This is a genomic window from Candidatus Leptofilum sp. (assembly GCF_965223525.1).
GTDB lineage: Bacteria > Chloroflexota > Anaerolineae > Promineifilales > Promineifilaceae > Leptofilum.
In genome coordinates, this window is sequence record NZ_OZ245005.1 from 638,509 (window position 1) to 661,123 (window position 22,615).

General features: G+C 50.1%; 23 protein-coding genes. 17 read left to right on the forward strand and 6 right to left on the reverse strand.

Annotated features, from left to right (window positions below):
- Positions 1-55 precede the first annotated feature (55 nt).
- The 5 genes from ACOQPM_RS19815 (at position 56) to ACOQPM_RS19835 (ending at position 3,423) form a co-directional block, all read left to right on the forward strand.
- Positions 56-616 (forward strand): MBL fold metallo-hydrolase, encoded by a 561-nt coding sequence (locus ACOQPM_RS19815; RefSeq protein WP_420631990.1) that lies wholly within the window; start codon positions 56-58, stop codon positions 614-616.
- A gap of 99 nt (positions 617-715) precedes the next feature.
- Positions 716-1,483: a rhodanese-like domain-containing protein gene (locus tag ACOQPM_RS19820; RefSeq protein WP_420631991.1), complete on the forward strand. Its 768-nt coding sequence runs from the start codon at positions 716-718 to the stop codon at positions 1,481-1,483.
- Between the two features lie 31 nt (positions 1,484-1,514).
- The gene (locus ACOQPM_RS19825) at positions 1,515-2,006 is read left to right on the forward strand and encodes a YeeE/YedE family protein (protein WP_420632432.1); all 492 of its coding nucleotides are present in this window, start codon (positions 1,515-1,517) and stop codon (positions 2,004-2,006) included.
- A gap of 9 nt (positions 2,007-2,015) precedes the next feature.
- Positions 2,016-2,483 carry a DUF6691 family protein gene (locus tag ACOQPM_RS19830; protein ID WP_420631992.1) on the forward strand — a complete coding sequence of 156 codons (468 nt, stop codon included), beginning with the start codon at positions 2,016-2,018 and terminating at the stop codon, positions 2,481-2,483.
- Entirely contained in the window at positions 2,410-3,423 is a 1,014-nt protein-coding gene (locus ACOQPM_RS19835; RefSeq protein WP_420631993.1) for a TorD/DmsD family molecular chaperone, read from the forward strand. Before ACOQPM_RS19830 ends, ACOQPM_RS19835 begins: the two co-directional genes overlap by 74 nt.
- Before the next feature lie 69 nt (positions 3,424-3,492).
- On the opposite strand, the gene ACOQPM_RS19840 is transcribed toward ACOQPM_RS19835, so the two are convergent.
- The 3 genes from ACOQPM_RS19840 to ACOQPM_RS19850 all read right to left on the reverse strand — a co-directional run bounded on the left by ACOQPM_RS19840 (position 3,493) and on the right by ACOQPM_RS19850 (position 5,273).
- On the reverse strand, positions 3,493-3,912 hold the full coding sequence (locus tag ACOQPM_RS19840; RefSeq protein ID WP_420631994.1) for a hypothetical protein: 420 nt from the start codon (positions 3,910-3,912) through the stop codon (positions 3,493-3,495).
- 1 nt (position 3,913) lies between these two features.
- Complete coding sequence (locus ACOQPM_RS19845; RefSeq protein ID WP_420632433.1) at positions 3,914-4,135, reverse strand: helix-turn-helix transcriptional regulator; 222 nt, start codon at positions 4,133-4,135, stop codon at positions 3,914-3,916.
- A gap of 229 nt (positions 4,136-4,364) precedes the next feature.
- A complete protein-coding gene (locus tag ACOQPM_RS19850) occupies positions 4,365-5,273 on the reverse strand; it encodes a hypothetical protein (RefSeq protein WP_420631995.1) in 909 nt (302 codons plus the stop codon).
- A gap of 261 nt (positions 5,274-5,534) precedes the next feature.
- On the opposite strand from ACOQPM_RS19850, the gene ACOQPM_RS19855 reads away from it, so the two are divergent.
- The 7 genes from ACOQPM_RS19855 to ACOQPM_RS19885 all read left to right on the forward strand — a co-directional run bounded on the left by ACOQPM_RS19855 (position 5,535) and on the right by ACOQPM_RS19885 (position 12,016).
- Positions 5,535-7,181 carry an ABC transporter permease gene (locus tag ACOQPM_RS19855; RefSeq protein WP_420631996.1) on the forward strand — a complete coding sequence of 549 codons (1,647 nt, stop codon included), beginning with the start codon at positions 5,535-5,537 and terminating at the stop codon, positions 7,179-7,181.
- A 98-nt stretch (positions 7,182-7,279) separates the two neighbouring features.
- On the forward strand, positions 7,280-8,176 hold the full coding sequence (locus ACOQPM_RS19860; protein ID WP_420631997.1) for a dienelactone hydrolase family protein: 897 nt from the start codon (positions 7,280-7,282) through the stop codon (positions 8,174-8,176).
- Between the two features lie 20 nt (positions 8,177-8,196).
- Complete coding sequence (locus tag ACOQPM_RS19865; protein WP_420631998.1) at positions 8,197-8,958, forward strand: hypothetical protein; 762 nt, start codon at positions 8,197-8,199, stop codon at positions 8,956-8,958.
- 18 nt (positions 8,959-8,976) lie between these two features.
- Positions 8,977-9,156, forward strand: coding sequence for a hypothetical protein (locus ACOQPM_RS19870; protein WP_420631999.1), 180 nt, complete (start codon positions 8,977-8,979; stop codon positions 9,154-9,156).
- Positions 9,157-9,236: 80 nt separating this feature from the next.
- Positions 9,237-10,064: a GON domain-containing protein gene (locus ACOQPM_RS19875; protein WP_420632000.1), complete on the forward strand. Its 828-nt coding sequence runs from the start codon at positions 9,237-9,239 to the stop codon at positions 10,062-10,064.
- Positions 10,065-10,080: 16 nt separating this feature from the next.
- A complete protein-coding gene (locus tag ACOQPM_RS19880) occupies positions 10,081-10,287 on the forward strand; it encodes a DUF2277 domain-containing protein (protein ID WP_420632001.1) in 207 nt (68 codons plus the stop codon).
- A gap of 76 nt (positions 10,288-10,363) precedes the next feature.
- Positions 10,364-12,016 carry a PEP/pyruvate-binding domain-containing protein gene (locus ACOQPM_RS19885; protein ID WP_420632002.1) on the forward strand — a complete coding sequence of 551 codons (1,653 nt, stop codon included), beginning with the start codon at positions 10,364-10,366 and terminating at the stop codon, positions 12,014-12,016.
- 124 nt (positions 12,017-12,140) lie between these two features.
- On the opposite strand, the gene zwf is transcribed toward ACOQPM_RS19885, so the two are convergent.
- Together zwf and ACOQPM_RS19895 are read right to left on the reverse strand one after the other, a co-directional pair.
- Entirely contained in the window at positions 12,141-13,601 is a 1,461-nt protein-coding gene (gene zwf, locus ACOQPM_RS19890) for a glucose-6-phosphate dehydrogenase (protein WP_420632003.1), read from the reverse strand.
- Between the two features lie 62 nt (positions 13,602-13,663).
- Entirely contained in the window at positions 13,664-16,369 is a 2,706-nt protein-coding gene (locus tag ACOQPM_RS19895; RefSeq protein WP_420632004.1) for a bifunctional transaldolase/phosoglucose isomerase, read from the reverse strand.
- A 427-nt stretch (positions 16,370-16,796) separates the two neighbouring features.
- On the opposite strand from ACOQPM_RS19895, the gene ACOQPM_RS19900 reads away from it, so the two are divergent.
- The 5 genes from ACOQPM_RS19900 (at position 16,797) to ACOQPM_RS19920 (ending at position 21,746) form a co-directional block, all read left to right on the forward strand.
- A complete protein-coding gene (locus tag ACOQPM_RS19900) occupies positions 16,797-17,081 on the forward strand; it encodes a hypothetical protein (protein WP_420632005.1) in 285 nt (94 codons plus the stop codon).
- Between the two features lie 8 nt (positions 17,082-17,089).
- Positions 17,090-19,702, forward strand: a complete 2,613-nt coding sequence (locus tag ACOQPM_RS19905; protein WP_420632434.1) for an MGH1-like glycoside hydrolase domain-containing protein — start codon at positions 17,090-17,092, stop codon at positions 19,700-19,702.
- Between the two features lie 463 nt (positions 19,703-20,165).
- Positions 20,166-20,849 carry a hypothetical protein gene (locus ACOQPM_RS19910; protein ID WP_420632006.1) on the forward strand — a complete coding sequence of 228 codons (684 nt, stop codon included), beginning with the start codon at positions 20,166-20,168 and terminating at the stop codon, positions 20,847-20,849.
- A gap of 220 nt (positions 20,850-21,069) precedes the next feature.
- The gene (locus ACOQPM_RS19915) at positions 21,070-21,384 is read left to right on the forward strand and encodes a MoaF-related domain-containing protein (RefSeq protein ID WP_420632007.1); all 315 of its coding nucleotides are present in this window, start codon (positions 21,070-21,072) and stop codon (positions 21,382-21,384) included.
- Positions 21,384-21,746, forward strand: coding sequence for a DUF1801 domain-containing protein (locus ACOQPM_RS19920; protein WP_420632008.1), 363 nt, complete (start codon positions 21,384-21,386; stop codon positions 21,744-21,746). Before ACOQPM_RS19915 ends, ACOQPM_RS19920 begins: the two co-directional genes overlap by 1 nt.
- Positions 21,747-21,797: 51 nt before the next feature.
- Here the strand turns inward: ACOQPM_RS19920 and ACOQPM_RS19925 are convergent, their stop codons facing one another.
- A complete protein-coding gene (locus tag ACOQPM_RS19925; RefSeq protein WP_420632009.1) occupies positions 21,798-22,505 on the reverse strand; it encodes a DUF4386 family protein in 708 nt (235 codons plus the stop codon).
- Positions 22,506-22,615: the final 110 nt, after the last annotated feature.

The following is a 22,615-nucleotide window of genomic DNA, read 5'->3' on the forward strand; positions in this document are numbered from 1 at the left end:
AATTAGTACATTGATACTCACTTCATAATATTTTGTAGAAAAGAGGAAAGATCGCATGTGGTTTGAAACCTTAATCCGTGAAGAGACGGGTTGTGCAGCCTACATGATTGGGTGTCAACAAACTGGTGAATGCGCCGTTTTTGACCCACTGTGGGACATTCAGCCCTATCTCGATATGGCCAAAGAGAAAAAGTCCAAAATTCGGTACGTGATAGATTCACATAGCCATGCTGACCATGTTTCCGGGGCAACCTGGCTGGCCGAAGCAACAGGTGCCGAACTGATTCTGCCTGAATTGGCAGACATTACCTATGAGGCAACGCGCGTGAAGCACGGCGACATGATTCGCATGGGTGGTGTGGGCATGGAGATTGTTCATGTACCTGGCCACCGCCCAGAGCAAATCAACCTGCTCGTGTATGATTTTCCTCGTGGGGACGAGCCGTGGTTCATTCTCACGGCCGATTTCGTGATGGTTGGCGATGTGGCACGACCCGACCTGGCACAGGCTGGTGACGAAGGCGCGCCTGTGCTTTTTGATGTTTCTATTCCCCGCTTTTTAGGTCTGCCCGACCATGTAGAGGTTTATCCCGGCCATCTTGCCGGGTCTACCTGAGGCCGCGTAACAAGTGGCAAGGTTGCCACTACGGTTGGGTACGAACGACGCTATAACGATTCCCTAAAGTTCAAAGACAAAGATCGATTTGTTCGCTACATGCAGGATGACCAGCCGCTGAAACCAGCGAATATTCTCAACATTGTAGCCACAAATCAAGGTAAACTGCCGCTCACCAAGGAGTACCCCAAAGCAAAACCTTTAACGGCCGTCCAGGTTGCTAAGATGATGGCGGAAGGAGCTGTGGTTGTGGACGGCCGTTCCTCGGCAACATTCGGCGCAGGGCACATTCCCGGTTCTATCAACGTGCAGCTTTCCAGTGGTGAATTTGAGCAACGCGTTGGCTGGATGACCCCGGACGACGCCCCGCTGATTTTGCTGATGGACAGTGATGAAGAAGCTCAAGAAGCAATTTACAAGATGGCCTTCATTGCCCTGAATACCCGCGTAGTGGGCTATTTGGCTGGCGGCCTTAATGCCTGGATGGAAGCAGGCAATCATGCAGAAACCGTGCCGCAGATGAACGTTCATGACCTGTACCACAAACTGTCTGTCAATGGCCTGCAAGTGCTGGATGTACGAGATGACGAGGAGTGGGATGAGGGGCATATCGAAAAAGCCCATTTCCTACCCTATACGCGCATGGTTGAACAGCTCACAAGCTCCGCCATGCTCGGAACGCTGTCGCTCAGCAAAGATCAACAAGTTGCTGTCACTTGCGCCACTGGCAAGCGATCCAGCACCGCCATAAGCATTATGAAGCGTGAAGGCTTCAAGCATCTATACAATGTAACCGGCGGTATGGAAGCATGGGAAGCTGCTGGGTTCCCTATGCTGGACGGTGAAGGCAACGTCTGTAATATCTAGATGCTCGTTATCACTGAAAAAGGAGAGAATGATGTTGGAATGGCTTCTTGAACCATGGCCCTGGTACGTCTCTGGCCCCCTGATTGGTCTTACAGTGCCCATTTTGTTGCTGCTAACTGGTAGAAATTTAGGTATCTCCAGCAGTTTGCGCCACATCGGTGCTGCTTGTTTGCCAAACACAAAATTACCTTACCTCAGCAAAAATTATAATTGGCGCGCTCATACCCGCACTATCGTTTTTGTAGTGGGCGTGTTAATTGGTGGTTTTATTGGTAACTTCCTGCTTTCTGCCGAACCGGGCAACTTTGTTCCGGGGTTTTATGCTTCTCCGCTGGGTGTGGTTGGCCTGTTTGTGGGCGGCATTATGATTGGTTTTGGCACACGGTATGCGGGTGGCTGCACGTCTGGTCACACAATCATGGGTATTTCGGCGCTTAATCTGGGCAGTCTTATTGCCACTGTCTTCTTTTTTGTGGGTGGATTGATTTCTACCTGGTTTATTCTGCCACTCTTCATTCCTTAGGAGATAACCATGAACATTACTGTTAAAAACAAATTGTGGACGCTGCTGGTTGGTATTTATTTTGGCATTGTTCTGATTAAATCGCAGGTGATTTCCTGGTTCCAGATTAACGATATGTTCTTGTTCAAGGATCCATACATGTATCTGGTCATCTGCTCGGCTATTACGGTTGGGGCTGTTTCTGTCTTCCTAATTAAGCGATTTGAGACACGGACAATTGAAGGGGAAGCGATTCAGATTAAGCAACGGCCGTTTCATCCAGGAAACGTTGTCGGCGGCACTATCTTTGGCATGGGGTGGGCCATCACTGGCGCGTGTCCAGGGCCTATCTATGCCCATATTGGAGCGGGCAACTTCATTATGCTCGTCACCTTTTTAGGCGCACTTACAGGAATGTATCTTTATGCCTTCTTCCAAACCCGGCTTCCGCACACAGAATGGATCCGGCTTAAACCTAGCTCAACAAGCGCGAGCTAGAAGCTACAGCTATCGTCTATTTAGCGCGCTTTTTTTAGATGGGGTTACGGCCGTTTCTTTACCCTATCTGCAACAAATTCCAGAATTAACAGCCGTACTCCCCCAACAATTCAATCTCGACACGGCCGCAGCCAGCCATCATGAACTGTTTCAGTTCAACATTTTTGCCTACGAAAGCTTCTTTTTGGGTGAAGATGGGCTGGTGGGGGGTGATAAAACGGCCGTTGTGAATCAACATTTTTTTCAACTGGGCTATCAAACGGCCGGGCCTGACAATCAGGCAGATGAGCTAGGGCAGGAATTGGCCTGCCTCGCTTTTTTGGTGGGGCAAGAAGCCTCAGCATGGGAATCTGACAACAAACCACGGGCGCAGGAATGGCAAACCAGGCAGCGTTTCTTCCTGGAAACCCATCTGCTGCGCTGGGTACCCATTTGCTTGTTAGCAGTTGAAAATCAAGCAGACCCTTTTTTTGCCGAATTAGCGAAGCTAACGTTAGATTTGTTGCTAACCCACGTTAGTGAGTTGGTGAAAACGACCGTTTCGCCCCCGCCTAGCTTTCTTCCCCCAACACAAAACATTTTGGCTAATGAGAAAACTGGCTTCAAGGAGATTGCGCGTCATCTGCTGCTACCTGCGTTTAGCGGCATTTACCTTAGCCGAGACAACATTGGCCAGCTTGGGCGGCAATTTGACCTGCCACGCGGCTTTGGCAGCCGGGAAATGATGCTGCTGAACTTGTTGCGAACGGCCGTTCAGTACGACGCCCTTCCTTCACTCCTCGCTGCGCTACAAGAAATCGCGCGAGAATGGCAAACTAGCTACCAGCAAATCATTGAAAACTACCCTAAAGCAGCTTTGTTCATCCAGCCGTGGCAAGCAGTTGCCGCTGCTACTGAACAAATGATGATCGAGTTGGTGGAATCGTCAATTGCGGAATAAAAAATGAGGAGCGGCTGGCAACGGCCGTTCCCCATTCTCTTAAACCTCTGAGTCCTCTGTGGCTAGAATTTAATCAAAAATCTCCCGCTCAACCCGCCGCTTGCCCAACGCCGCAATGAGCCAATATCCACCAACGATGATAGCTGGCCCTAAAATCGCGGGCAGCACATTGTTCGTCCAATCCGATAAATCGGGCAAGCCCAACCACAAACTCAACACCACAAACAGAAAAATCGTCAAGCCCATGTAGGCTATGATTGCTTGCTTCATCGTAGGCACAGGCATAATGCCACCCAAAAATGACCGAAGCACAAAATAGCCCACAATCGAACCCAGCAGTACCCACTGAAGATCCCGCAGTTCGGCATCTGGCTGGTCTAGCACGTACAAACGAACCAACAAAACAACACCCAGCGCCACTTGGGTCAAACCCAACATGATCATAGCACTTTGCCCTGCAATCTGCTGTGAACGTTCATCAAAATTCATCTCAATCCTCCGCAAACCCATCAATCCAAAACAGCTCATCCAGACGCTTGCCCAGCACATGCGCCAGCATCAGGCATAGTTTGATCGTTGGGTTGTACTTGTCACTTTCAATAAGGCCAATCGTCTGCCGGGTGACGCTTACCCGATCCGCTAACTCCTGCTGGGTCAGGTCTGCCTCAATCCGAGCCAATCGCACCTTATTGCCTATCTGAATATCACGCATGGCAATATTGTAAAATATATATTGCACAATGTCAATTATATTTTGCATCTGGGTGTATTTTGATGATGATGTGCGAGGGTACGACTATTCCATATCGAATTTTCTCCCAAACCCTAAACCAGACCTAAATCTGAAAATGAACTACCCCGCTGCAAGCAGATGGGGTATCAAGATCGGGAAAAGGATTTTTCTCGCAGCAAGCTGCAGAGAATTTGACCCAATCTATGAATTAAATATCCAAAATACGAATGTAACCACCTTGTTCCAAATCTTCCAGCCTAAATCCAAAATTAGCAAAATAACCGGCTATTACATCAACGCCATCAGTTAAATCGTGGTCAGGCCCCTCGTACTTGTCTTTCAAATACTGAATCAGATCATTAGTCCTTTGATTCACAAATTTTGACTGTGATAAAAGAGAGTCTTCATCATCATTCTTAAAACTGTGAAGAACAGCAAACAGATGAATTGTCGACAATGATATTTCATCCATAATCTGATTTATTGATATCATAAGCGTGTCTACGTTTTCTATCTCACCTACACGGAACTTTTGAATTCTATCTAATAGCAGTTCGTAATAAGTATTGTCCGAAAGCAACTCAATAAATCCTTTGATTGAATTTGACCAATACATGTCCCAATGAGTGGACTTTTTAGGCACAATGTTGTCAACTATTTGAAAGGCGAGTCTATCCGCAAAGTATTCGTCGTAAAGTACATATAGATTGGCAAGATAGGTTCTTATCGCAAAAATATTTGTAATTAGAGATGGGAAAATATTTTTAGTTAGAACATGGCAAATTTCGTGAAAAAATACGAAAGTTCTAATTTGGTCATCCATAAATTCATTGTAAATATCCCGTGAGAGCAGCATCGTTATTCCGCTCTCAGATTCAACGACTTTCGCCAGTGCATTTACCTTATTGAGACCGATTCCGCGATGGGAAGAATAATTTACTGTACCTTGAGCAGCATTTGTTGCTCTACTAAAGTCGTCGGCAACAATAATCTTCGTCAACTTACGGTTCAATTTCTGCATCAAAGGCAAGCCTTCTAAAATGTCTACTAGAAAACTTATTTCGCCCCGTATCAGCTCCTGTTGCACTGTAGTACCAATTTCTACAATGATTTCCATATCAAAGCCCTCAAAATCAAGACATACATAACTTAAACTAGCTGATTGTACCCTAATGCCTTACCTATGAAATATGCTCTTCCGCTCATTTCCCTCTGTGCCCGACTTCGACTGCACTCAGCACAAATCTGTGGCAAAAACTAATCAAAATCGGCACGCCATTTGCATTCGTACAGCGATTGCGATAGTTTCCTAAATCATCGAGTCATATTGTGAATCTATGCTATGAATCAAAAAATTATTGGGTCAAAGAGAACCACAGTGAGACGGTTTATTTTGCTGCTGCCGCTGTTGTTTTTGGTCGTCTTCTTTTTTTACCCGCTAGGGAACATTTTGCGCCTCAGCCTAACGGCCGATGCGCTGGGAGAGTTGTTAATACGGCCGTCTTTCCGGCGTGTGATTTGGTTTACAGTGTGGCAAGCAGCACTCTCTACTGGATTAACGCTGCTGCTGGGGCTGCCAGCAGCGTATCTATTTGCTCGGTATGAATTCAGAGGCAAAACGGTCCTGCGGGCGATTACTACCATTCCCTTTGTCATGCCGACGGTGGTGGTTGCCGCCGCCTTTCGCGCCTTGCTGGGAGCCAACGGGTCGCTGAATCGGCTGATGGTAAGCAGCTTCAATCTACCGTCCCCACCCATCCAGCTGGAGCAAACGTTGACGATTATTTTGCTGGCGCACGTTTTTTACAACGTAACAGTCGTAGTGCGGCTAGTGGGTGGTTTTTGGGGCAATCTAAATCCGCGATTGGTGGAAGCGGCGCAAACGTTGGGGGCTTCACCACGCCGCGCTTTTTTGGAGATCACTTTGCCACTGATACGGCCGTCGCTCATCAGTGCCGCCCTACTCATTTACTTGTTCACCTTCACCAGTTTTGGCGTGGTGCTCATTTTGGGTGGGCCGTCGTTTAGCACCATCGAAACCGAAATTTATCGACAATACATTACTTTTTTGCGTCCCGACGTGGCGGGTGCGCTTTCCCTGTTGCAGATTGTGTTTACGTTTGGTCTTATGTCGCTATACGCAAGATGGCAGCGGCAAACGGCCGTTTCCCTCGATTTTCGTCCACAAGAAAGCGGCTTGCGCCAAGCCAAAACTACAGGCCAAAAGCTGATGCTGGGCAGCATGGTGCTGGGGCTCTTGCTCTTTTTGCTGACGCCGCTGCTGGCATTGGTCTGGCAATCTTTAGTTGACCGCGAAGGCCAGCTTACCCTGGCGTATTACCAAGCCCTGCCCACATTGCGACGGGACAGCGTCGTTTTTATTCCACCATTAGTGGCATTACGCAATTCGCTGGGGTACGCTTTGCTAACAGTGCTGGTGGCTGGCATATTTGGACTTCTGACAGCGACTTTGCTCGCACAGCCCCAACGCTCAGGACAGGCTTTCCGCTGGCGTAGCTGGCTCGATCCGGTGTTTATGCTGCCGCTAGGGGCCTCGGCCGTGACGCTGGGCTTTGGCTATGTTGTCACCTTTCGCTGGCTGCGTACGTCACCGCTGCTGGTGCTTATTGCTCACGTACTGGTGGCGTTTCCTTTTGTGGTACGGACGCTGCTGCCTGTTTTGCAAGGGATCAAGCCCAACCTGCGTGAAGCGGCGGCGGTGCTGGGCGCTTCGCCCACCCGCGTTTGGCGGGAGGTGGATTTGCCGATTGTCGGGCGAGCCTTGCTGGTCGCCTCTGTGTTTGCCTTCACGGTGAGTATGGGGGAATTTGGGGCCACCAGCTTTATTGTGCGGCCTAATAGCGGCTACCTCACCATTCCCATCGCCATAGAACGGTTTTTGGGGCAGCCTGGGGCATTGAATTTTGGACAAGCGTTGGCTATGAGTACCATTTTGATGTTGGTTACGGCCGTTGGCTTCACTGCCATCGAGCGGTTCCGGTACGCGGATATTGGGGAATTTTAGCTTTAGCCGCAGATTTCACAGATTTTTTGATCTTGAATAGATTTTTCTCTTCTTCCTCTGTGGTCTCTGTGGCAAATATATTATTGAAGGAGAAAATCATGAGTCGTGTGGAATTGATGGAGCTAGTACGCGAATTTCAGGTAGGTGGCGTAAGCCGACGCCAATTTTTACTGCGGGCAACGGCCGCTTTGGGCAGTGTGGTCGCAGCAAACACATTGCTGGCGGCCTGCACCGCCAACCCCAACGACAGTCCGCCCCCGGTGGTTGATGAAAGCCAAACCCCTGCTACAGAATCGGCAACGGCCGTTCCTGCTGCAGATGAACTCATCACGGGGATTGCCACCTACACCAGGCCAAACGGCGAGGAGTTGATGGGATACTTGGCATATCAATCGGGCAACGAACCACGGGCAGCAATCATCGTTATTCAGGAATGGTGGGGGCTAAATGACCACATCAAGGACGTGGCACGACGCTTGGCCGCCGAGGGATATGTGGCTCTGGCGCCAGATTTGTATCACGGCGTGGTCACCACTGAGCCGGATGAAGCGCGCAAGCAAGCGATGGCGTTGGGTAGAGAGGAAGCGGTTGCTGAAATTCAGGCAGCAATTGATTATTTGAAGACAGAGGCATTTACAAACGGCCGTTTCGGAATCACTGGTTTTTGTATGGGCGGCGGCCTAACGTTGCAAACGGCCGCAAATAGTCCAGATGTTCATGCGGCCGTACCATTTTACGGTTCGCCACTCTCGGCCAGTGAAGCTGGCCAGGTAACCGCCCCGGTGTTAAGCTTTTTAGGCACGCGAGATGGCATTCCTGCCAGTGGCTACGAAACGATGCACGCCGCGCTAACGCAGGCAGGCGTTCCCAACAAATTCCAGCTGTACGACGGCACACAGCACGCTTTCTTCAATGACACCCGCGCTAGCTACGATGCCGAAGCAGCAATGGATGCCTGGCTGCAAATGTTGGCCTGGTTTGAGACGAATCTCTAATCTTTCCGTATAATGATAGTATGACAGCACAAGCCGTTACCCAAAAACAACAAAAAGCAGTTAATCTAAACTTGGCCCTTTACTGTGCAGGTCTCTTTTTTGGCATCGCCGTCGCTGTGTTAGCCATTTGGGGCGATTTAGAGGCATCGCTGTTTGATAGACTTTTCCAGGCAGAGCAGCAGTTGCCGAGCCTAAGCTGCCCCGTGCTGATGATGACGGATGAGGAAGTCACCATCCAGGCCTCGTTTACCAACCGGGGCGAGCGAGATGAAAATCTCTCGGTACGAGCCAGAATTTCGCAGGGATTTGCCAGCCTAATCCGGGAGGAGCGCGTTGAGTTCACCTTGTCACCGGGCGACAGTGATACGGCCGCATGGCAGGTAACCGCCGATGATGCCGCCTGGAATCGGGTTGTGCTGGCTCGTGTTAGCACAGTTCGCAACTCTCCGTATCGTCGGCTGGTAGGTAGTAGCTGCGGAGTACTACTGGCTCCCTTTCGCGGCGGTGGCATCACGGGCGGGCAAATTGTGACGGGTATGGTCATCCTCAGCCTGGTGCTGACTACTTTAGGCAGTTATTTGTGGCAAAACGGCCGTCCTCGTCCCTTCCCGCCACACATCCAAAAAGTGTGGCGATTGATGCTTGCTTTTGCTGGTTTGGTAGCAGCGGCCGTCGTCGCCAGCTTGCTGCAGCAGTGGCTCCTGGGCGGTGCCTTGCTCGTCATCTTGTTCCTGCTTATCATCAGCGCCACCGACAGCTTTACAAACGTACCGCCTGGTTGAGCTTAAAGGAGCGCAATTATGGCAGACGCTGTGGCTAGTTGGGATATTGAGTGTCGCTTTTCCAAAACCAATTTGTCTGACCGCCTGTCGCTAGATGCGACGTTTACAAAAACGCGCTTTGCTGAGCAACTAGCTGATACCTTCACCCGCCTCAGCAGCCTGGAACCCATCATTGAGGAAGGCCTGACACAGCTATAACTCTTAAACGACCAAATTGATTATTCTTGTTTTGCAGGGTAAGCTACTAGCAAACATGTAACTTACGTTGGTGTTTGCTTATGATTGACGACAAAAGTTCCTCTCAACCGCTCTTGACTTGGCTGCTCGTGATCGGTGGTGCAATGGTGGTGTTGGCTTTTTACTTAGGATACGTGCTGCTCAACCGAAACAACCTCAAGCCAGCTAGAGTGGAGGCCACTACCGTGGCTCTCATCGCTACGCAAATTGCCACTTTGCAGCCAACGTCGCTGCCGCCAACCCGGTTTGCCACCGTCACGCCATCGCCAGTGCCATTACCAAGCTCCTGCGCCATGCTCAAGCAGCAGCAGCCCAACGCCGCAGATGGTGAATACACAATTTATCTTCAGGGGAAAACGGCCGTAACCCTCTACTGCCATAACATGGCAACCAATCCACAAGAGTACCTCACCCTACCCGCCACCGCCTCTGGGAGCAACTTTAGCCTCATCAGCTACCCCGAAGGCGCAATTGTGACGCAATATGAAAAAGTACGGCTCAACCCCAGCACGCTCATTGTAGACCCAACCGATATGACATTTGCCATGCTGGCAGATAGCTTTGGCGGGTACAATACTATCTCTGGCGAACAGCTTGCCATCTACCCGGTTGCTCGCTCAGACTTTGCCCAGGCAACCGGCTGCAACCGGAATCAGCTAGATGCACCGCTGGGACGTGCCAATATTGACCTGACGGGTACACCGTTTATTCTCGATTCAACCATTAGCTTTAGCAGTCTTGGCGGAGAAGTGAGTGAGACTGTAAGTGAAATAAGTGAGGATGGGGAAGTGATGAATCTGGCGGTAAACGGCCGTTGCGGAATTATTCAGCCCAGCAGTCCCATCCAGCTTGTTTACCAACAACCATAACGTTGTTCTGGAGGTCATGATGTGTCGCAGTATTAAAAAATTACGCAGCGCTGAAGCACCTGCCACCCCTAATGAAATCGAAGCGGCAGCCCGCCAATTTGTACGCAAGGTTTCTGGTTACAGGCGGCCGTCTCGCGCCAACGAAGTCGCCTTCGAACAAGCTATCGCCGAAATCAGCACCGCCACAGAAAAATTGCTCAGTAATTTAGTAACTCGTACATAAATTTTAGTGGTTGGTGGCTAGCGGTTTGTGTAGCCAGCTACTAGCCACCAACCACTATTTACCAATTGGAGTTGCCATGCCCACTGGCCCACTCAGAACCGTTACCCCCACTATTGATGTCTACATTAAGCTAGCCCAATACCCCATTTTGTGTGACCGGATTCGTCTACGAATGCGCGAAGAGTTGTTCCGGCGCGGCATTATCGAAAAAACCGACTTTGAGCAAGAAGTAAAAGACCTGGCCATCGAGTCGCAACGGCGTGAAGGACTTAATAACCCTACCGTGCAAGAAGATGAAGCTGCCTGGCAACGACGCTTGGAAACAGTACGCGACCTGCACACCGACAACTACTTTGCCAATAATCTGGGCATCACCCTGCTAGAGCAGCTCATCAACGAGGTGTTGAACAACCAGGACAAAGCTACCAAAGGGATTGAGCTGACATTTAACCCGGAAATTGCACCCTGGGCGATGCTTTTTGAACAAGGTGAAATCTACGACGCGCTGCCACCACCTGAAAAAGAAAATGTGAAGCACCATCTGGAAGAGATCAAGGTCGTGCTTATCAAGCGGCTGCTCAGTGACCAACTCGCTTTTATTCGCGTTGCCAAGAAGGTATTTGCCATCAAGGACCTTAATTGGATTTACGAACGGCTTATTGGGAGCGGCAAAATTGGCGGCAAATCGGGGGGCATGTTGCTGGCCTGGCACATTTTGGAGCGCGCCACCCATGACTTTGGGCCAGACTTGTCTAACCATGTCACCATTCCCGATACATTTTTCATCGGCTCTGAAATCATCTATGAATTTATGTTGCAAAACAAGATGGAGCGGTTTGTTAACCAGAAATATCTGTCTGTTGAAGAGATGAGGGAGCAGTATCCAGAAATTATCCGCATCTGCAAGGAAGGAAAAATTCCCAACTACATTATGGAGCAACTGCGGGATGTGTTGGCGCGATTAAACGGCCGGCCCTTCGTTGTCCGGTCTTCCAGCTTATTAGAAGATCATTTGGATTACGCTTTTGCAGGCAAATACACCTCTGTCTTTTGCGCCAACCAGGGTAACCATCAGGAAAATTTTGCGGCCTTATTGGCTGCGGTACGCAAGGTATACGCCAGCATCTTTAATCCAGAAGCGATGCTGGAACGCCAAAAGCACGGCCTCATTGATTACGACGAGCGGATGGCAGTGATGATTCAAGCGCTCATTGGTCATAAATACGGCCGTTACTACCTACCAACCATCGTGGGCACAGGCCTCAGCCAAAATCCCTGGTTCAATGCCAACGACAGCCGCGCTAAAGATGGCTGCCTGCGGCTTACATTGGGGCTAGATAAGCGCGTGCAACGGCCGTTGGAAGATGGCAATGCCTGCATCATTTCGCTCAATACGCCAACTTATCTGCACAACAGCCAAGATTTCATCCAAGACAAGGTAAAAATGGTAGACCTGCAAGAAAACTGCTTCAAGGTTTTGCCCATTTCTGATATTTTGCGCGAGGATTATCCATACGGCCGTTTCCTACTAGACCCCCAAACCAACCAGCTAACCTACGATCACCTCATCAATGACGAAAAATTTATACGGCTCATGCGTACCGCCCTCACCAGGCTAGAAAATACCTACGGCGTTCCCGTCCAATTTGAGTTTGCCGTAGAAATCATGCCCACACCCGGCGGTGCTGATTACAAACTATACATCCTGCAATGCCACACGGCTCAGTGAACGGTAAACGGTATTCAGTAATCAGTTTTCAGTTATCGATAATCAGTAAACTGGCCTTCACACTAACTGACCTACTGTACGCGAAGCGGTCGCACAGCGACATTACCGACCACTGACTTACTGATCACGGTTCAGGATGGCTGCAAGCGTGCCGCCAAATGCGGCCAGAGCGTGCCAGCAAAGCATCCGCCTCGGCGGGGCCCCAACTACCGGGACGGTACGTTGCCATCGGCGGGGCATCATCGTCGTTTTCCCAACCGTGGATTACCGGGTCCATTAAGGCCCAGGCCGCTTCGATGCCGTCGGCACGAGTAAACAGCGACGCATCGCCCCGCACCGCATCCAACAACAGCCGTTCATACGCATCTGGCAGCCGGTTTCCTTTAAACGATGAGCGGTAATGAAACTCCATATCCACTGGCTGCGTTTTGTGCGAATCCGGCACCTTTGCCTCTAATTTTAGGTGAATCCCTTCATCTGGCTGAATGCACAGCGATAAAATATTTGAGGTGAAATCTTCGTCCTCGATGTCGTCGAACATGAGGTGAGGGGGCTGCTTAAACTCAATCACGATCTCTGTGTTTTTGGCGGCCAACGCTTTGCCAGAGCGCAAGTAAAACGGCACGCCCTGCCAGCGCCAGTTATCAATGTACAGCTCCATGGCCGCGTAAGTGGGTACCTGTGAACCTTGTGCAACGCCTTCGGCCTGCAAATAGCCATCGTATTGGGCACGGACGGTTTGGTGCAGGGGCAACGGCCGTATCGCATGGAACAGTTTTGCCTTCTCATTTCGCACCGCCACCGCCTTGAACGAAGCAGGTGGCTCAATGGCCACCAGCGACAGTAGCTGCATTAGGTGATTCTGGAACATGTCGCGCACCACACCTGCCTGGTCGTAATACCCTGCCCGATGCCCCACATCCACACTTTCTGTCACCATAATTTGCACATTGTCTACGTAATTACGGTTCCAAACCGGCTCAAAAATGGTGTTGGCAAAGCGAAAATACAAAATATTTTGCGCCGTCTCTTTGCCCAGATAATGATCAATGCGGTAAATCTGCTCTTCCTCAAACACTGCCTGAATCTGATGGTTTAACGCTTTGGCTGAGGCCAAATCATGCCCAAATGGCTTCTCTACCACCACGCGCCGCCAGCCAGCCGACTGCTCGACCATATCCGCTGCCCCCAAATTTTCAACGATGGGTACAAAAAAGCGGGGGGCGGTTGCCATGTAGTACAAGCGGTTGCCTGCGCCCTGTTCAATCGCTTCCAGGTGGTTCTTCAGTGCGAGATAATCCGCCTGTGTGGGCAAATCGCCCCGTGCATAGCTAATTTTTTGGGAGAATGGTTCCCATTTTTCAGCGATGTATGTTTCGGGAGCCAGCTTCTGCATCCCTTCCTGCAATATCTGGCGGAACTGGTCGTCGTCCCACGGCCGTCTAGCAAAGCCAACAATGTTAAAGTGCGCGGGCAGGCGTTCCTTGCAGTAAGAGTTGAACAGCGCAGGAATTAGCTTGCGCCGCGTCAAGTCGCCAGACGCACCGAAAATGACGAAGGTGGTTGGTTTTTGATCGTTGGACATGGGAGTTCCTTTGGAACGGTAACTAGTTGTTAGTGGCTAGTGGCTGGTTGAACTAACAACTATCAGCTAATCAATTTTTGCAGCTTTTCATTAACGGCCGTTCCCAACTCAAAACGAATCAGGCGACGGTTTTCATCCAGCAGGGCTTGGGCATCTCCCAACGCTTGGGATTGCTTCAAGACGCCAAAGTTCATGCCGCTGGCCGCTTCGCCTGCCTCATCTGGAATGGCCACATCTGCCACCGGATCAGAGGTGAACTGGATGAACAGGCCATTGCCGCCGTCTCCCTTGTGTAGCTGCCCGGTGGAGTGTAAAAAGCGGGGGCCGTAGCCCACGGTGGTGGCACATTTGGTTTGTTTGAGCAGTTGGGTGCGTAACGTTTGCAACAGCGCATCCGTTTCTGGCGTGGGCGGCACGTAGGCGTGGATGGAGATGTAATCGCCCGGTTTGGCCTGCCGCGCAAACGCTTGCAGATTCGCGGCCGTCGGTTCGGCACTGTCTAGCTGGGGCAGCTTGCCAGTCTCGTGGTAAGTGGCCACCATTTTGCGCGCCAACACCTTCGCCGATTCTACGTTGGGCTGGTCGAACGGTTGAATGCTGAGGATGTGCCCGGCAACGGCCGTTGCCAATTCCCAAATGAAAAATTGCCCACCCAAATCACACAAATCTGCCAAATCAAAACGAATGACGGGTTGATTGGCGGCTTTTAGTTGGGAAACGGCCGTATCCATCGAATCATCGCCCGCCAGCCGCAAATGCACAAACAGGCGATCGTCGCCGTAACCAACAGGTTTCAGCACCGGCTCTCCCACCACGGGCAAGATACCCACGCCATTTTTGCCCGTGCTTTCCGCAATAAGCTGCTCCACCCAATCGCCAAAGCTGGCAATCTGCGCGGAGGTGATGAGCGTCACCTTGTCACGACCCTGCTGGGCCAGCGTACCTAGAATCGCGCCGAGCCTGGTGGCTGTGGGCGCCTGGCTCACCGCCTGTGCCCGCTCCAACAAGCAGGCCACATCTACGCCTACCAATGCCGCAGGCACTAAGCCGAAGAAGGAGATGACGGAGTATCGTCCACCAATATTGGGGTCATTTTGGAATGTTTCGCGGAAGCCATACTTTTCGGCCAGCGTCACTAGCTTGCTACCGGGGTCGGTGATGGCGACAAATTGGCGTCCTGCTTTCTCTGCACCTACCAAATCGGCCACGCGGTTGTAAAAATATGTGAAGAAGGAGAGCGTTTCTACCGTGCCGCCAGACTTGGTGGAGACGATGAAGAGCGTGTGGGCTAAATCGGCCGTTTCTGCATAATGTTGCACAACTGTTGCGTCTGTACTGTCAAAAACGCGCAGGGGCAGGCCAGAAACGGCCGCGCCAAATACGTTGGCAAAAAGCTCAGGTGCCAAACTGGAGCCGCCCATACCCAGCAGCAGCACCTCCGTAAAGCCCTCGGCTTTTACTTGCGCCACAAATTGGTTAAGGCGTGGCAGCTCCGCCACCATCGTCTTGGGGGTGTGCAGCCAGCCCAGCCGATTTGTGATTTCGGTCGGTTCTGGATGCCAAACGGTGTGGTCGTGCTGCCAAATGCGCTCAGTTATCTTTTTTTTTGCTAAATCAGCTTCTGTGGCAGCAACGGCCGTATCTAAATCCCCCAAACTTGCGGCAAAACCAACCGCTTCCGCCAAAATAGCTGCCCGCTTGCCAGCTATGCTGTCTATCAACCCTTCAAATGATTTAGCAAAGGAGTCTACCCCTGCAACCTGCAGCTGATCCGTAATCTCGTCCAAGCTGATGCCCAAATTAGCCAGCGCGTCTAGCTGTCCGGCGGCATCTTCCAGGCCCTCGGTGAGCGTCACCGCCACCGTGCCGTGCTCCTTAAAGGCGTCTACCGTGGCAGGCGGCACGGTGTTCACCGTGTTTGGCCCAATGAGCGTATCTACGTAAAGCGTGTCTGGGTAAGCTGGATTTTTGGTGCTGGTGCTGGCCCACAACGGCCGTTGTGCCCGCGCTCCATTTTCTGCCAACTTTTGCCACCGATCGCCGCTAAACATTTGCTGGAACCGCGCATACGCCACTTTGGCGTTGGCAATGGCAATCTTGCCCTGTAACTCACTATTTCCTTTGGCGGCGAGGGCTTTGTCAACGGCCGTATCCACCCGGCTCACAAAAAAGGAAGCCACCGAGCTAATATTGTTGATTGGCTGACCCGCCGTCAAACGCTTTTCTAGCCCAGAAATGTACGCATTCATCACGTCCTCGTAGCTGCTCAACGAGAAAATAAGCGTTACGTTGATGTTGATACCGTCGGCCGTCAACGTTTCGATGGCCGGAATGCCTTCCGGCGTAGCGGGCACCTTGATCATGATGTTGGGACGATTGAGCGTAGCAAACAGCCGACGCGCCTCAGCAATGGTGCCTTCAGTGTCCCGCGCCAGCGTTGGGCTAACTTCCAGGCTAATGTAGCCATCCAAACCACCTGTTTTGTCGTAGACCGGACGAAACAAATCGGCCGCTTCACCAATATCTTCTAGGGCCATCGCCTCATAAATTTCATTGGTGGATTTGCCCGCTTGAGCCAGCTCCCGAATAGCACCATCATAATCGCTGCTTTTGGCAATGGCTTTTTCAAAAATGGAAGGATTGGACGTGACGCCAACCACGCCGTTATCGATCAGGGCTTGCATTGCGCCAGAGTCTAACAAGGCGCGGCTGATGTTGTCGTACCAAATAGATTGGCCGAGATTAAATAGTTCACGCAGTTTACTCATAAGGTTTTCCTTTATTTTATGTCAAATTTAATGGTTGAATTTGCACCCGCAGGCGCGTTTTGGCTAGAAATGAGGGTTGTGTGAGGCAATTGGGACATTGCGGCCTAAGTATAGCATGTTTCATTTCCAGTATTGTTCACAAATTCTCAGCTCTTTCCCTGAGACGTGGCCAGTCTGATGAATGTTACCAACCAATTAAGAGCAGGCCTGAACGGCCGCTGCTGCTTCGCAATTTCCAACGAACTCTGTAAGATAAAGAGGAATTGGCAAGTCATTTTGTCATGCAAATCACAGAAAATATCTTGAAAAACAATGAGCGATGGCTCTGTGGTTTGCTCAACTGAAAGCCAAAATTGCGCTCAATCTAATCCAAGATACTTCTTGGCTTTCACATATGCACAAGCCAAACAGAAAGGAGTAAATGCCGATGTCAACCCAACTGATTCAACAAGCGATTATCGACTTGCTCAAAGAGGCCGGGCAGGCTCATCATCAAGCTTTTTTAGCCACAGATGGCGCTGATCCAGAATGGCCAATCTGGTACGCAGACTATTTGCACAAAACGTTAGGGGAATTGATCAATGCTGCTTTTGCTAAAAGCGAACTCACCTATTTGTTGGTAAAACTGGATAAAGAGATTCAACTGATAGCCCCTGGCCACCAAAGTTGGCCGAGCTATTATGCAAAACGAATCATTGAGTGGTACGGATAAGCGTGAAAATGAAAAAAACGGCCGAACAGCAACGCCTCATCGATTCAGAAAACCGCCAAGCAGATTGGAAAAATTGGGGGCCTTACGTGAGCGAACGTGCCTGGGGCACAGTGCGGGAAGATTACAGCGCGACAGGTGAGGCGTGGGAATATCTGCCACACGACCATGCCCGCAGCCGCGCTTACCGCTGGAACGAAGATGGGCTGGCCGGAGTGTGCAATCGGTTCCAGAATATTTGCCTAGGCGTGGCGTTGTGGAATGAGCAGGACTCCATCCTGAAAGAGCGTTTGTTTGGCCTCACGGGCAACCAGGGCAACCACGGCGAAGATGTGAAGGAGTATTACTTTTACCTGGACAGTACGCCGACGCACAGCTACATGAAGATGCTGTACAAATATCCTCAGGTGGCTTACCCGTACGCGGAATTGGTGGCCGAAAACGGCCGTCGCGGCAAAACCGATCCCGAATTTGAGCTAATCGACGCCCTGCCCCAAGCCTTTGCCGAAAACCGCTACTTTGACGTGTTTGTGGAATATGCCAAAGAGGGCGAAGAGGATATTCTGTGCCGGATTACGGCCGTTAACCGCGCCAACACCCCTGCCCCCATTCACATCCTGCCCCAAATTTGGTACCGCAACACTTGGTCTTGGGGATACGGCCGTCCCCGCCCACGCCTTGAAGCCATTGATGAACAAACTGTCTACACGAAACACCGCCATTTGGGGGAACGCTGGTGGTGGGTGAACGGCGCGGAAACGTTGATGTTTACCGAAAATGAAACAAACATGGCTCTTTTCAACCAGCCAAACGCCACGCCGTACGTGAAAGACAGTTTTCATCGGGTAGTGATTCAGGGCGAAAACGAGGCCGTCAACCCAAAGCAGGTGGGCAGCAAGGCAGCGGCGCACTTCCAGGCAGTGGTGCCGCCAGGGGAGCAGTGTGTGGTGCAGGTGCGCTTTAGCCCCATGCAGCACGCCGCCCCATTTACCGATTTTGACGCCATTTTTGCCCAGCGGCTCGCCGAAGCAGACGCATTTTACGAAACAGTTCACCAATCGCACCTCACCGAAGACGAGCGGTGCATCCAGCGGCAGGCGTTGGCCGGGCTGCTATGGTCGAAGCAATTTTACCATTACGGTGTGCAGCTTTGGCTCGATGGCGATCCGGCTAGCCCACCCCCGCCCGACGTGCGGAAAAACGGCCGTAACCACACCTGGCCTCACCTCTACAACCTCGACGTGCTTTCTATGCCAGACAAGTGGGAATATCCCTGGTATGCCGCCTGGGATTTGGCTTTCCACACGCTGCCGCTGGCGTTGGTAGACCCGGAATGGGCCAAGCGGCAGCTCATCCTGATGCTGCGCGAATGGTACATGCACCCCAACGGCCAAATTCCGGCTTACGAATGGGCCTTTAGCGACGTGAATCCACCTGTGCATGCCTGGGCCTGCTGGCGCGTCTACAAAATTACCCGCAACGTCACTGGCCACGCCGACACCGAATTTTTAGAGAAGGTGTTCCACAAGCTGCTGCTCAACTTCACCTGGTGGGTCAACCGCAAAGATGCCGACGGCAACAATGTATTCCAGGGCGGCTTTTTGGGGCTAGACAACATCGGCGTGTTCGACCGCAGCCAGCCACTGCCCACCGGCGGCCACATGGAGCAGGCAGACGGCACGGCCTGGATGGGCATGTTCTGCCTAAACATGCTGGCCATTGCCCTGGAACTGGCACGCACCAAACCCGCCTACGAGGATGTCGCTACCAAATTCTTCGAGCATTTCATCTACATCGCCGACGCAATGAACAGCTTTGGGGATGGTGGTTTGTGGGATGAAGCGGATGGCTTTTTTTACGACCAGATTCATTTGGCAGACGGCCGTTACTTCCCCCTCAAACTGCGCTCATTTGTCGGCCTCATTCCGCTCTACGCTGTAGAAACGCTGGAGCCAGATTTGCTAGAAAAGCTGCCCCGCTTTCGCCGCCGCATGAACTGGTTTATCAAATACCGGCCTCAACTCGTTAGCCACATCGCCTCGCTAACAGAACCGGGAGAAGACGGCCGTTTCCTGCTCTCACTCGTCAACCAAAGTCAGCTTACCCGCATTTTGCAGCGCATGTTGGATCCAGCCCAATTCCTGTCGGACTTTGGGATTCGGTCGCTGTCTAAAGAGTATGCGGAACAGCCGTACCAACTGCCTATCAACGGCCACGTCCACACCGTGCGCTACACCCCCGCGGAATCAGACATCTACCTCTTTGGCGGCAACTCCAACTGGCGCGGCCCCATCTGGCTGCCGGTCAACTATCTGCTCATCGAGAGCCTGGAGAAGTTCCATCATTATTACGGCGATCGGTTGAAAGTTGCGCTGCCTGCTGGGTTGGGAACGGCCGTCAATCTAGACCAAGTAGCTGATGAGCTAGCCCAGCGGTTGGTGAATTTGTTTCGGCGAGATGATGGGGGGAAACGGCCGTTTTACGGTGGCGTTCAGCAGTTCCAAACCGATCCACTTTGGCGCGATCACATCCTCTTTTACGAATATTTCCACGGCGACAACGGCGCAGGCATTGGTGCCAGCCACCAAACTGGCTGGACGGCGCTGGTGGCCAAGTTATTGTAATCCATTTACACCACAAACACGCTCTGCAAATTTGCTGTATTTTGTTACCAAACGTATGATTGCCTCTCATACAAACTATTGCTCAGGATGGCATACATAAATGATGATCTGATTGAGATTTCAACTGTTTTTTGTATACTGTTTGTGCGCGTTTTTGTTTGTCCTGGCAGGTTTATCATGCAAATGTGCCGAATAAACCTAAGAAATAAGGCTTATGCCGCAAATTGTGCAGATATTTGTTGAGAATTACCGGTTTATACTGCAAAACGCGCCGTATAACAATAAATTCACAGGTTTATCATGCACGGGTGCAGCCTAATATATGTTGGGGCGGCTAAATATATTTTTAGGTTCCTCTAATGCAAAGATCGCCTCCCCAACAAAAGCATAAAGCTGACAAAACTGCCCACAGATTTTGCAGCTTATGCAACTGAAAGGGGCGACAAAAAGATGATCAAACAATATGAAACAATACCGTCCATTTAGCGATATACGACATAATTCATATTGTGCTGGTTGCAATAGACCTTCTATCGCCTTAACTCGTGAGCACATACCACCAAAAATCTTTCTGGACAAACCATATCCAGAAAATTTACAAATTACAGAAACTTGCTCTTCTTGTAACGTTGGGATGTCTCTAGATGAAGAATATTTGGCTTGTTGGATTGAATGTGCACGGGTTGGTACAACAAATCCAAATGAACTGAGACGCAGAAAAATTCAGAAAACGCTATCTAGAAAACCTGCCTTGCAATCAAAGATTGAAAAAGGAATGATGGATGGGCTAATTTATCTAGAAATGGATAGGGCAAAAAAAGTTATCGAAAAACTTGCACGGTGTCATGTAGCATATGAGTTAAGCAACCGGGCGCCTGATGAAGAGCCTGAAATTGGTATAGAAAGCCTGAATTCCATAAGCGGCGAATTGAGGCGTGAATTTGAATCTGCATTTTATCGGCATACTGTACCAGAGATTGGAAGCCGGGCTTTTCAGAGGCAATTTGACTCAATAAATCCCAGCCTGATTAACTGGGTAACGGTTCAAAACGAACGCTACAGGTTTATTGTCTATGAAGAGACGATAACAATCGTGCGTATTGTTATGTCAGAATATTTGGCTGCGGAGATAGTTTGGCCAGAATAAACATTTTGCGATCAATTAACAATGCAAACCTTACCGTAAAATACTGCTCAAGTTGCGCCCCAACAAGGCTTGCACCTGACCTAACGGCAGGTGAAGCGGGCGTTATGTTTCAATGAAATCGCTAACAAAGCCTTGAATTTTGCGTCTAAGTTGCGGATAGTATTGAATTGCCCTGCTTTCTTCAATTATTTAGAGCAACGCAATAGGAGACGATAGGGATATGAGCACGGAACTAGACATTATTGGAATTACATACGTTTTTGACTATGGGGACTACTCATTTGATATAACAATCAAGTCTGAAGACATTCTCCATTGGGAGCTTTCGGAAGGTACTATTGAGGAACCTACAAGTGGAGAAAACTCTTATATTGCAAGCAAAATTGCTAAAGATATTATTTTCCTTTCCTGGAAAGAGGAAAGTGGGTTTCAGGTGTTTAACGTTATGAACTTGAACACCGGAGAATTGATTTCTCACGCGAGCGCAGACGAAATATTTTTAAACCCCGGAAAAGTAACAGTAAGGAAAAAGTGATGAATAAAAATCCTGAGGTTGATAACTGGTTTGAAAATTATGACAATCCCATGAAAGAGCTTGTTCAGGCCGTTCGTGAAAAGATTCTGGCCGCAGATGAACGTATCGAAGAAACCATCAAGTGGCAAGCACCCACCTTTGTTTACCGTGGTAACCTGGCGAGCTTTTTCCCCAAATCTAAGAAGCATGCCAGTCTCATGTTTCATAAAGGCAAATTTATCCAAGGTGACTTTCCTAACCTTGTGGGTGATGGCAAAGAAGCCCGCAGCATGAAATTTACCAGCTTTGCAGATCTTGAAACGAAAAAAGATGAGCTTTCTGCTATTGTCGTCGCCTGGTGCGATCAACAAGATAGCAAATAACGAGGAGGAATCCCTTACCCAATTACCAGACCTGATTCATTAGGCCATTGGTTATGTCCTAAGCAAGTGTACGCCAATGAACAGGTAACTGATTGCCAACAGAAGTCCCAGAAAATCTTCTAATGGCGTGAAGGGGTTGAAGATTTTCAAAATCACCACAAACAGCGTCCACACGCCCATCGCCAAAACCAACCAGCCAACTACTCTTGAGCGATTTGCATCGAGAAACAAATAGCCCACAATGGTGAGCCATATCCCCAAAATCACTTCAGAAAAGAGGCGAATTTCTTTGGGAATATCTGTTAATAATTCACTGATGATTATGGTGAGAGATTGGGCTTCGACCTGGCCACTGAATTCTACATATGCCTCAGCGGTAATGGGGGTAATGGCATAAAAAATAACGGGGCTAATAATTGCAATAGTAACAGAAGCTGTGCCTAACAGTTTGCTCAGCTTTGCCAAGGCTATCTGCTTCTCATCGCCACCGCCAAAGTAGTGCGCTAGCGTAAGTGGCACCGGTAGAAGGAAGAGCTGTGTGAGGAAGTAAAACAGCCAGGAGATTTGGTACAATCGCGTATGTTCGGCAACCCACGGATGCAGCAGGGTGTGATCGTCAAACATTTCTGGCACAAATCCAAATGATCCCAATACGCCAAAAATGTAAATCGTGACAACGACGAAGAAAATACCTGAAAGGATTGCGCTCCAGCCGCCGATTTTGAGCAGATACCGATTTAAGGACGAATTTGCGGGCAAAACAAGACCCCTTTTTGTGCCAACCACAGGCCTGAGCCAAACAATGGAGAGTTAAAATATACCTCCAATAGCACCATATCGCCAAGCCCTCAAAAAACGAGAATTTATCC

Bases quoted from the DNA above. Each gene is read 5' to 3' on its own strand.
- ACOQPM_RS19815 (WP_420631990.1), top strand. From the start codon at position 56: ATGTGGTTTGAAACCTTAATCCGTGAAGAGACGGGTTGTGCAGCCTAC.
- ACOQPM_RS19820 (WP_420631991.1), top strand. From the start codon at position 716: ATGCAGGATGACCAGCCGCTGAAACCAGCGAATATTCTCAACATTGTA.
- ACOQPM_RS19825 (WP_420632432.1), top strand. From the start codon at position 1,515: ATGTTGGAATGGCTTCTTGAACCATGGCCCTGGTACGTCTCTGGCCCC.
- ACOQPM_RS19830 (WP_420631992.1), top strand. From the start codon at position 2,016: ATGAACATTACTGTTAAAAACAAATTGTGGACGCTGCTGGTTGGTATT.
- ACOQPM_RS19835 (WP_420631993.1), top strand. From the start codon at position 2,410: ATGCCTTCTTCCAAACCCGGCTTCCGCACACAGAATGGATCCGGCTTA.
- ACOQPM_RS19840 (WP_420631994.1), bottom strand. From the start codon at position 3,912: ATGAATTTTGATGAACGTTCACAGCAGATTGCAGGGCAAAGTGCTATG.
- ACOQPM_RS19845 (WP_420632433.1), bottom strand. From the start codon at position 4,135: ATGCGTGATATTCAGATAGGCAATAAGGTGCGATTGGCTCGGATTGAG.
- ACOQPM_RS19850 (WP_420631995.1), bottom strand. From the start codon at position 5,273: ATGGAAATCATTGTAGAAATTGGTACTACAGTGCAACAGGAGCTGATA.
- ACOQPM_RS19860 (WP_420631997.1), top strand. From the start codon at position 7,280: ATGAGTCGTGTGGAATTGATGGAGCTAGTACGCGAATTTCAGGTAGGT.
- ACOQPM_RS19865 (WP_420631998.1), top strand. From the start codon at position 8,197: ATGACAGCACAAGCCGTTACCCAAAAACAACAAAAAGCAGTTAATCTA.
- ACOQPM_RS19870 (WP_420631999.1), top strand. From the start codon at position 8,977: ATGGCAGACGCTGTGGCTAGTTGGGATATTGAGTGTCGCTTTTCCAAA.
- ACOQPM_RS19875 (WP_420632000.1), top strand. From the start codon at position 9,237: ATGATTGACGACAAAAGTTCCTCTCAACCGCTCTTGACTTGGCTGCTC.
- ACOQPM_RS19880 (WP_420632001.1), top strand. From the start codon at position 10,081: ATGATGTGTCGCAGTATTAAAAAATTACGCAGCGCTGAAGCACCTGCC.
- ACOQPM_RS19885 (WP_420632002.1), top strand. From the start codon at position 10,364: ATGCCCACTGGCCCACTCAGAACCGTTACCCCCACTATTGATGTCTAC.
- zwf (WP_420632003.1), bottom strand. From the start codon at position 13,601: ATGTCCAACGATCAAAAACCAACCACCTTCGTCATTTTCGGTGCGTCT.
- ACOQPM_RS19895 (WP_420632004.1), bottom strand. From the start codon at position 16,369: ATGAGTAAACTGCGTGAACTATTTAATCTCGGCCAATCTATTTGGTAC.
- ACOQPM_RS19900 (WP_420632005.1), top strand. From the start codon at position 16,797: ATGTCAACCCAACTGATTCAACAAGCGATTATCGACTTGCTCAAAGAG.
- ACOQPM_RS19905 (WP_420632434.1), top strand. From the start codon at position 17,090: ATGAAAAAAACGGCCGAACAGCAACGCCTCATCGATTCAGAAAACCGC.
- ACOQPM_RS19910 (WP_420632006.1), top strand. From the start codon at position 20,166: ATGAAACAATACCGTCCATTTAGCGATATACGACATAATTCATATTGT.
- ACOQPM_RS19915 (WP_420632007.1), top strand. From the start codon at position 21,070: ATGAGCACGGAACTAGACATTATTGGAATTACATACGTTTTTGACTAT.
- ACOQPM_RS19920 (WP_420632008.1), top strand. From the start codon at position 21,384: ATGAATAAAAATCCTGAGGTTGATAACTGGTTTGAAAATTATGACAAT.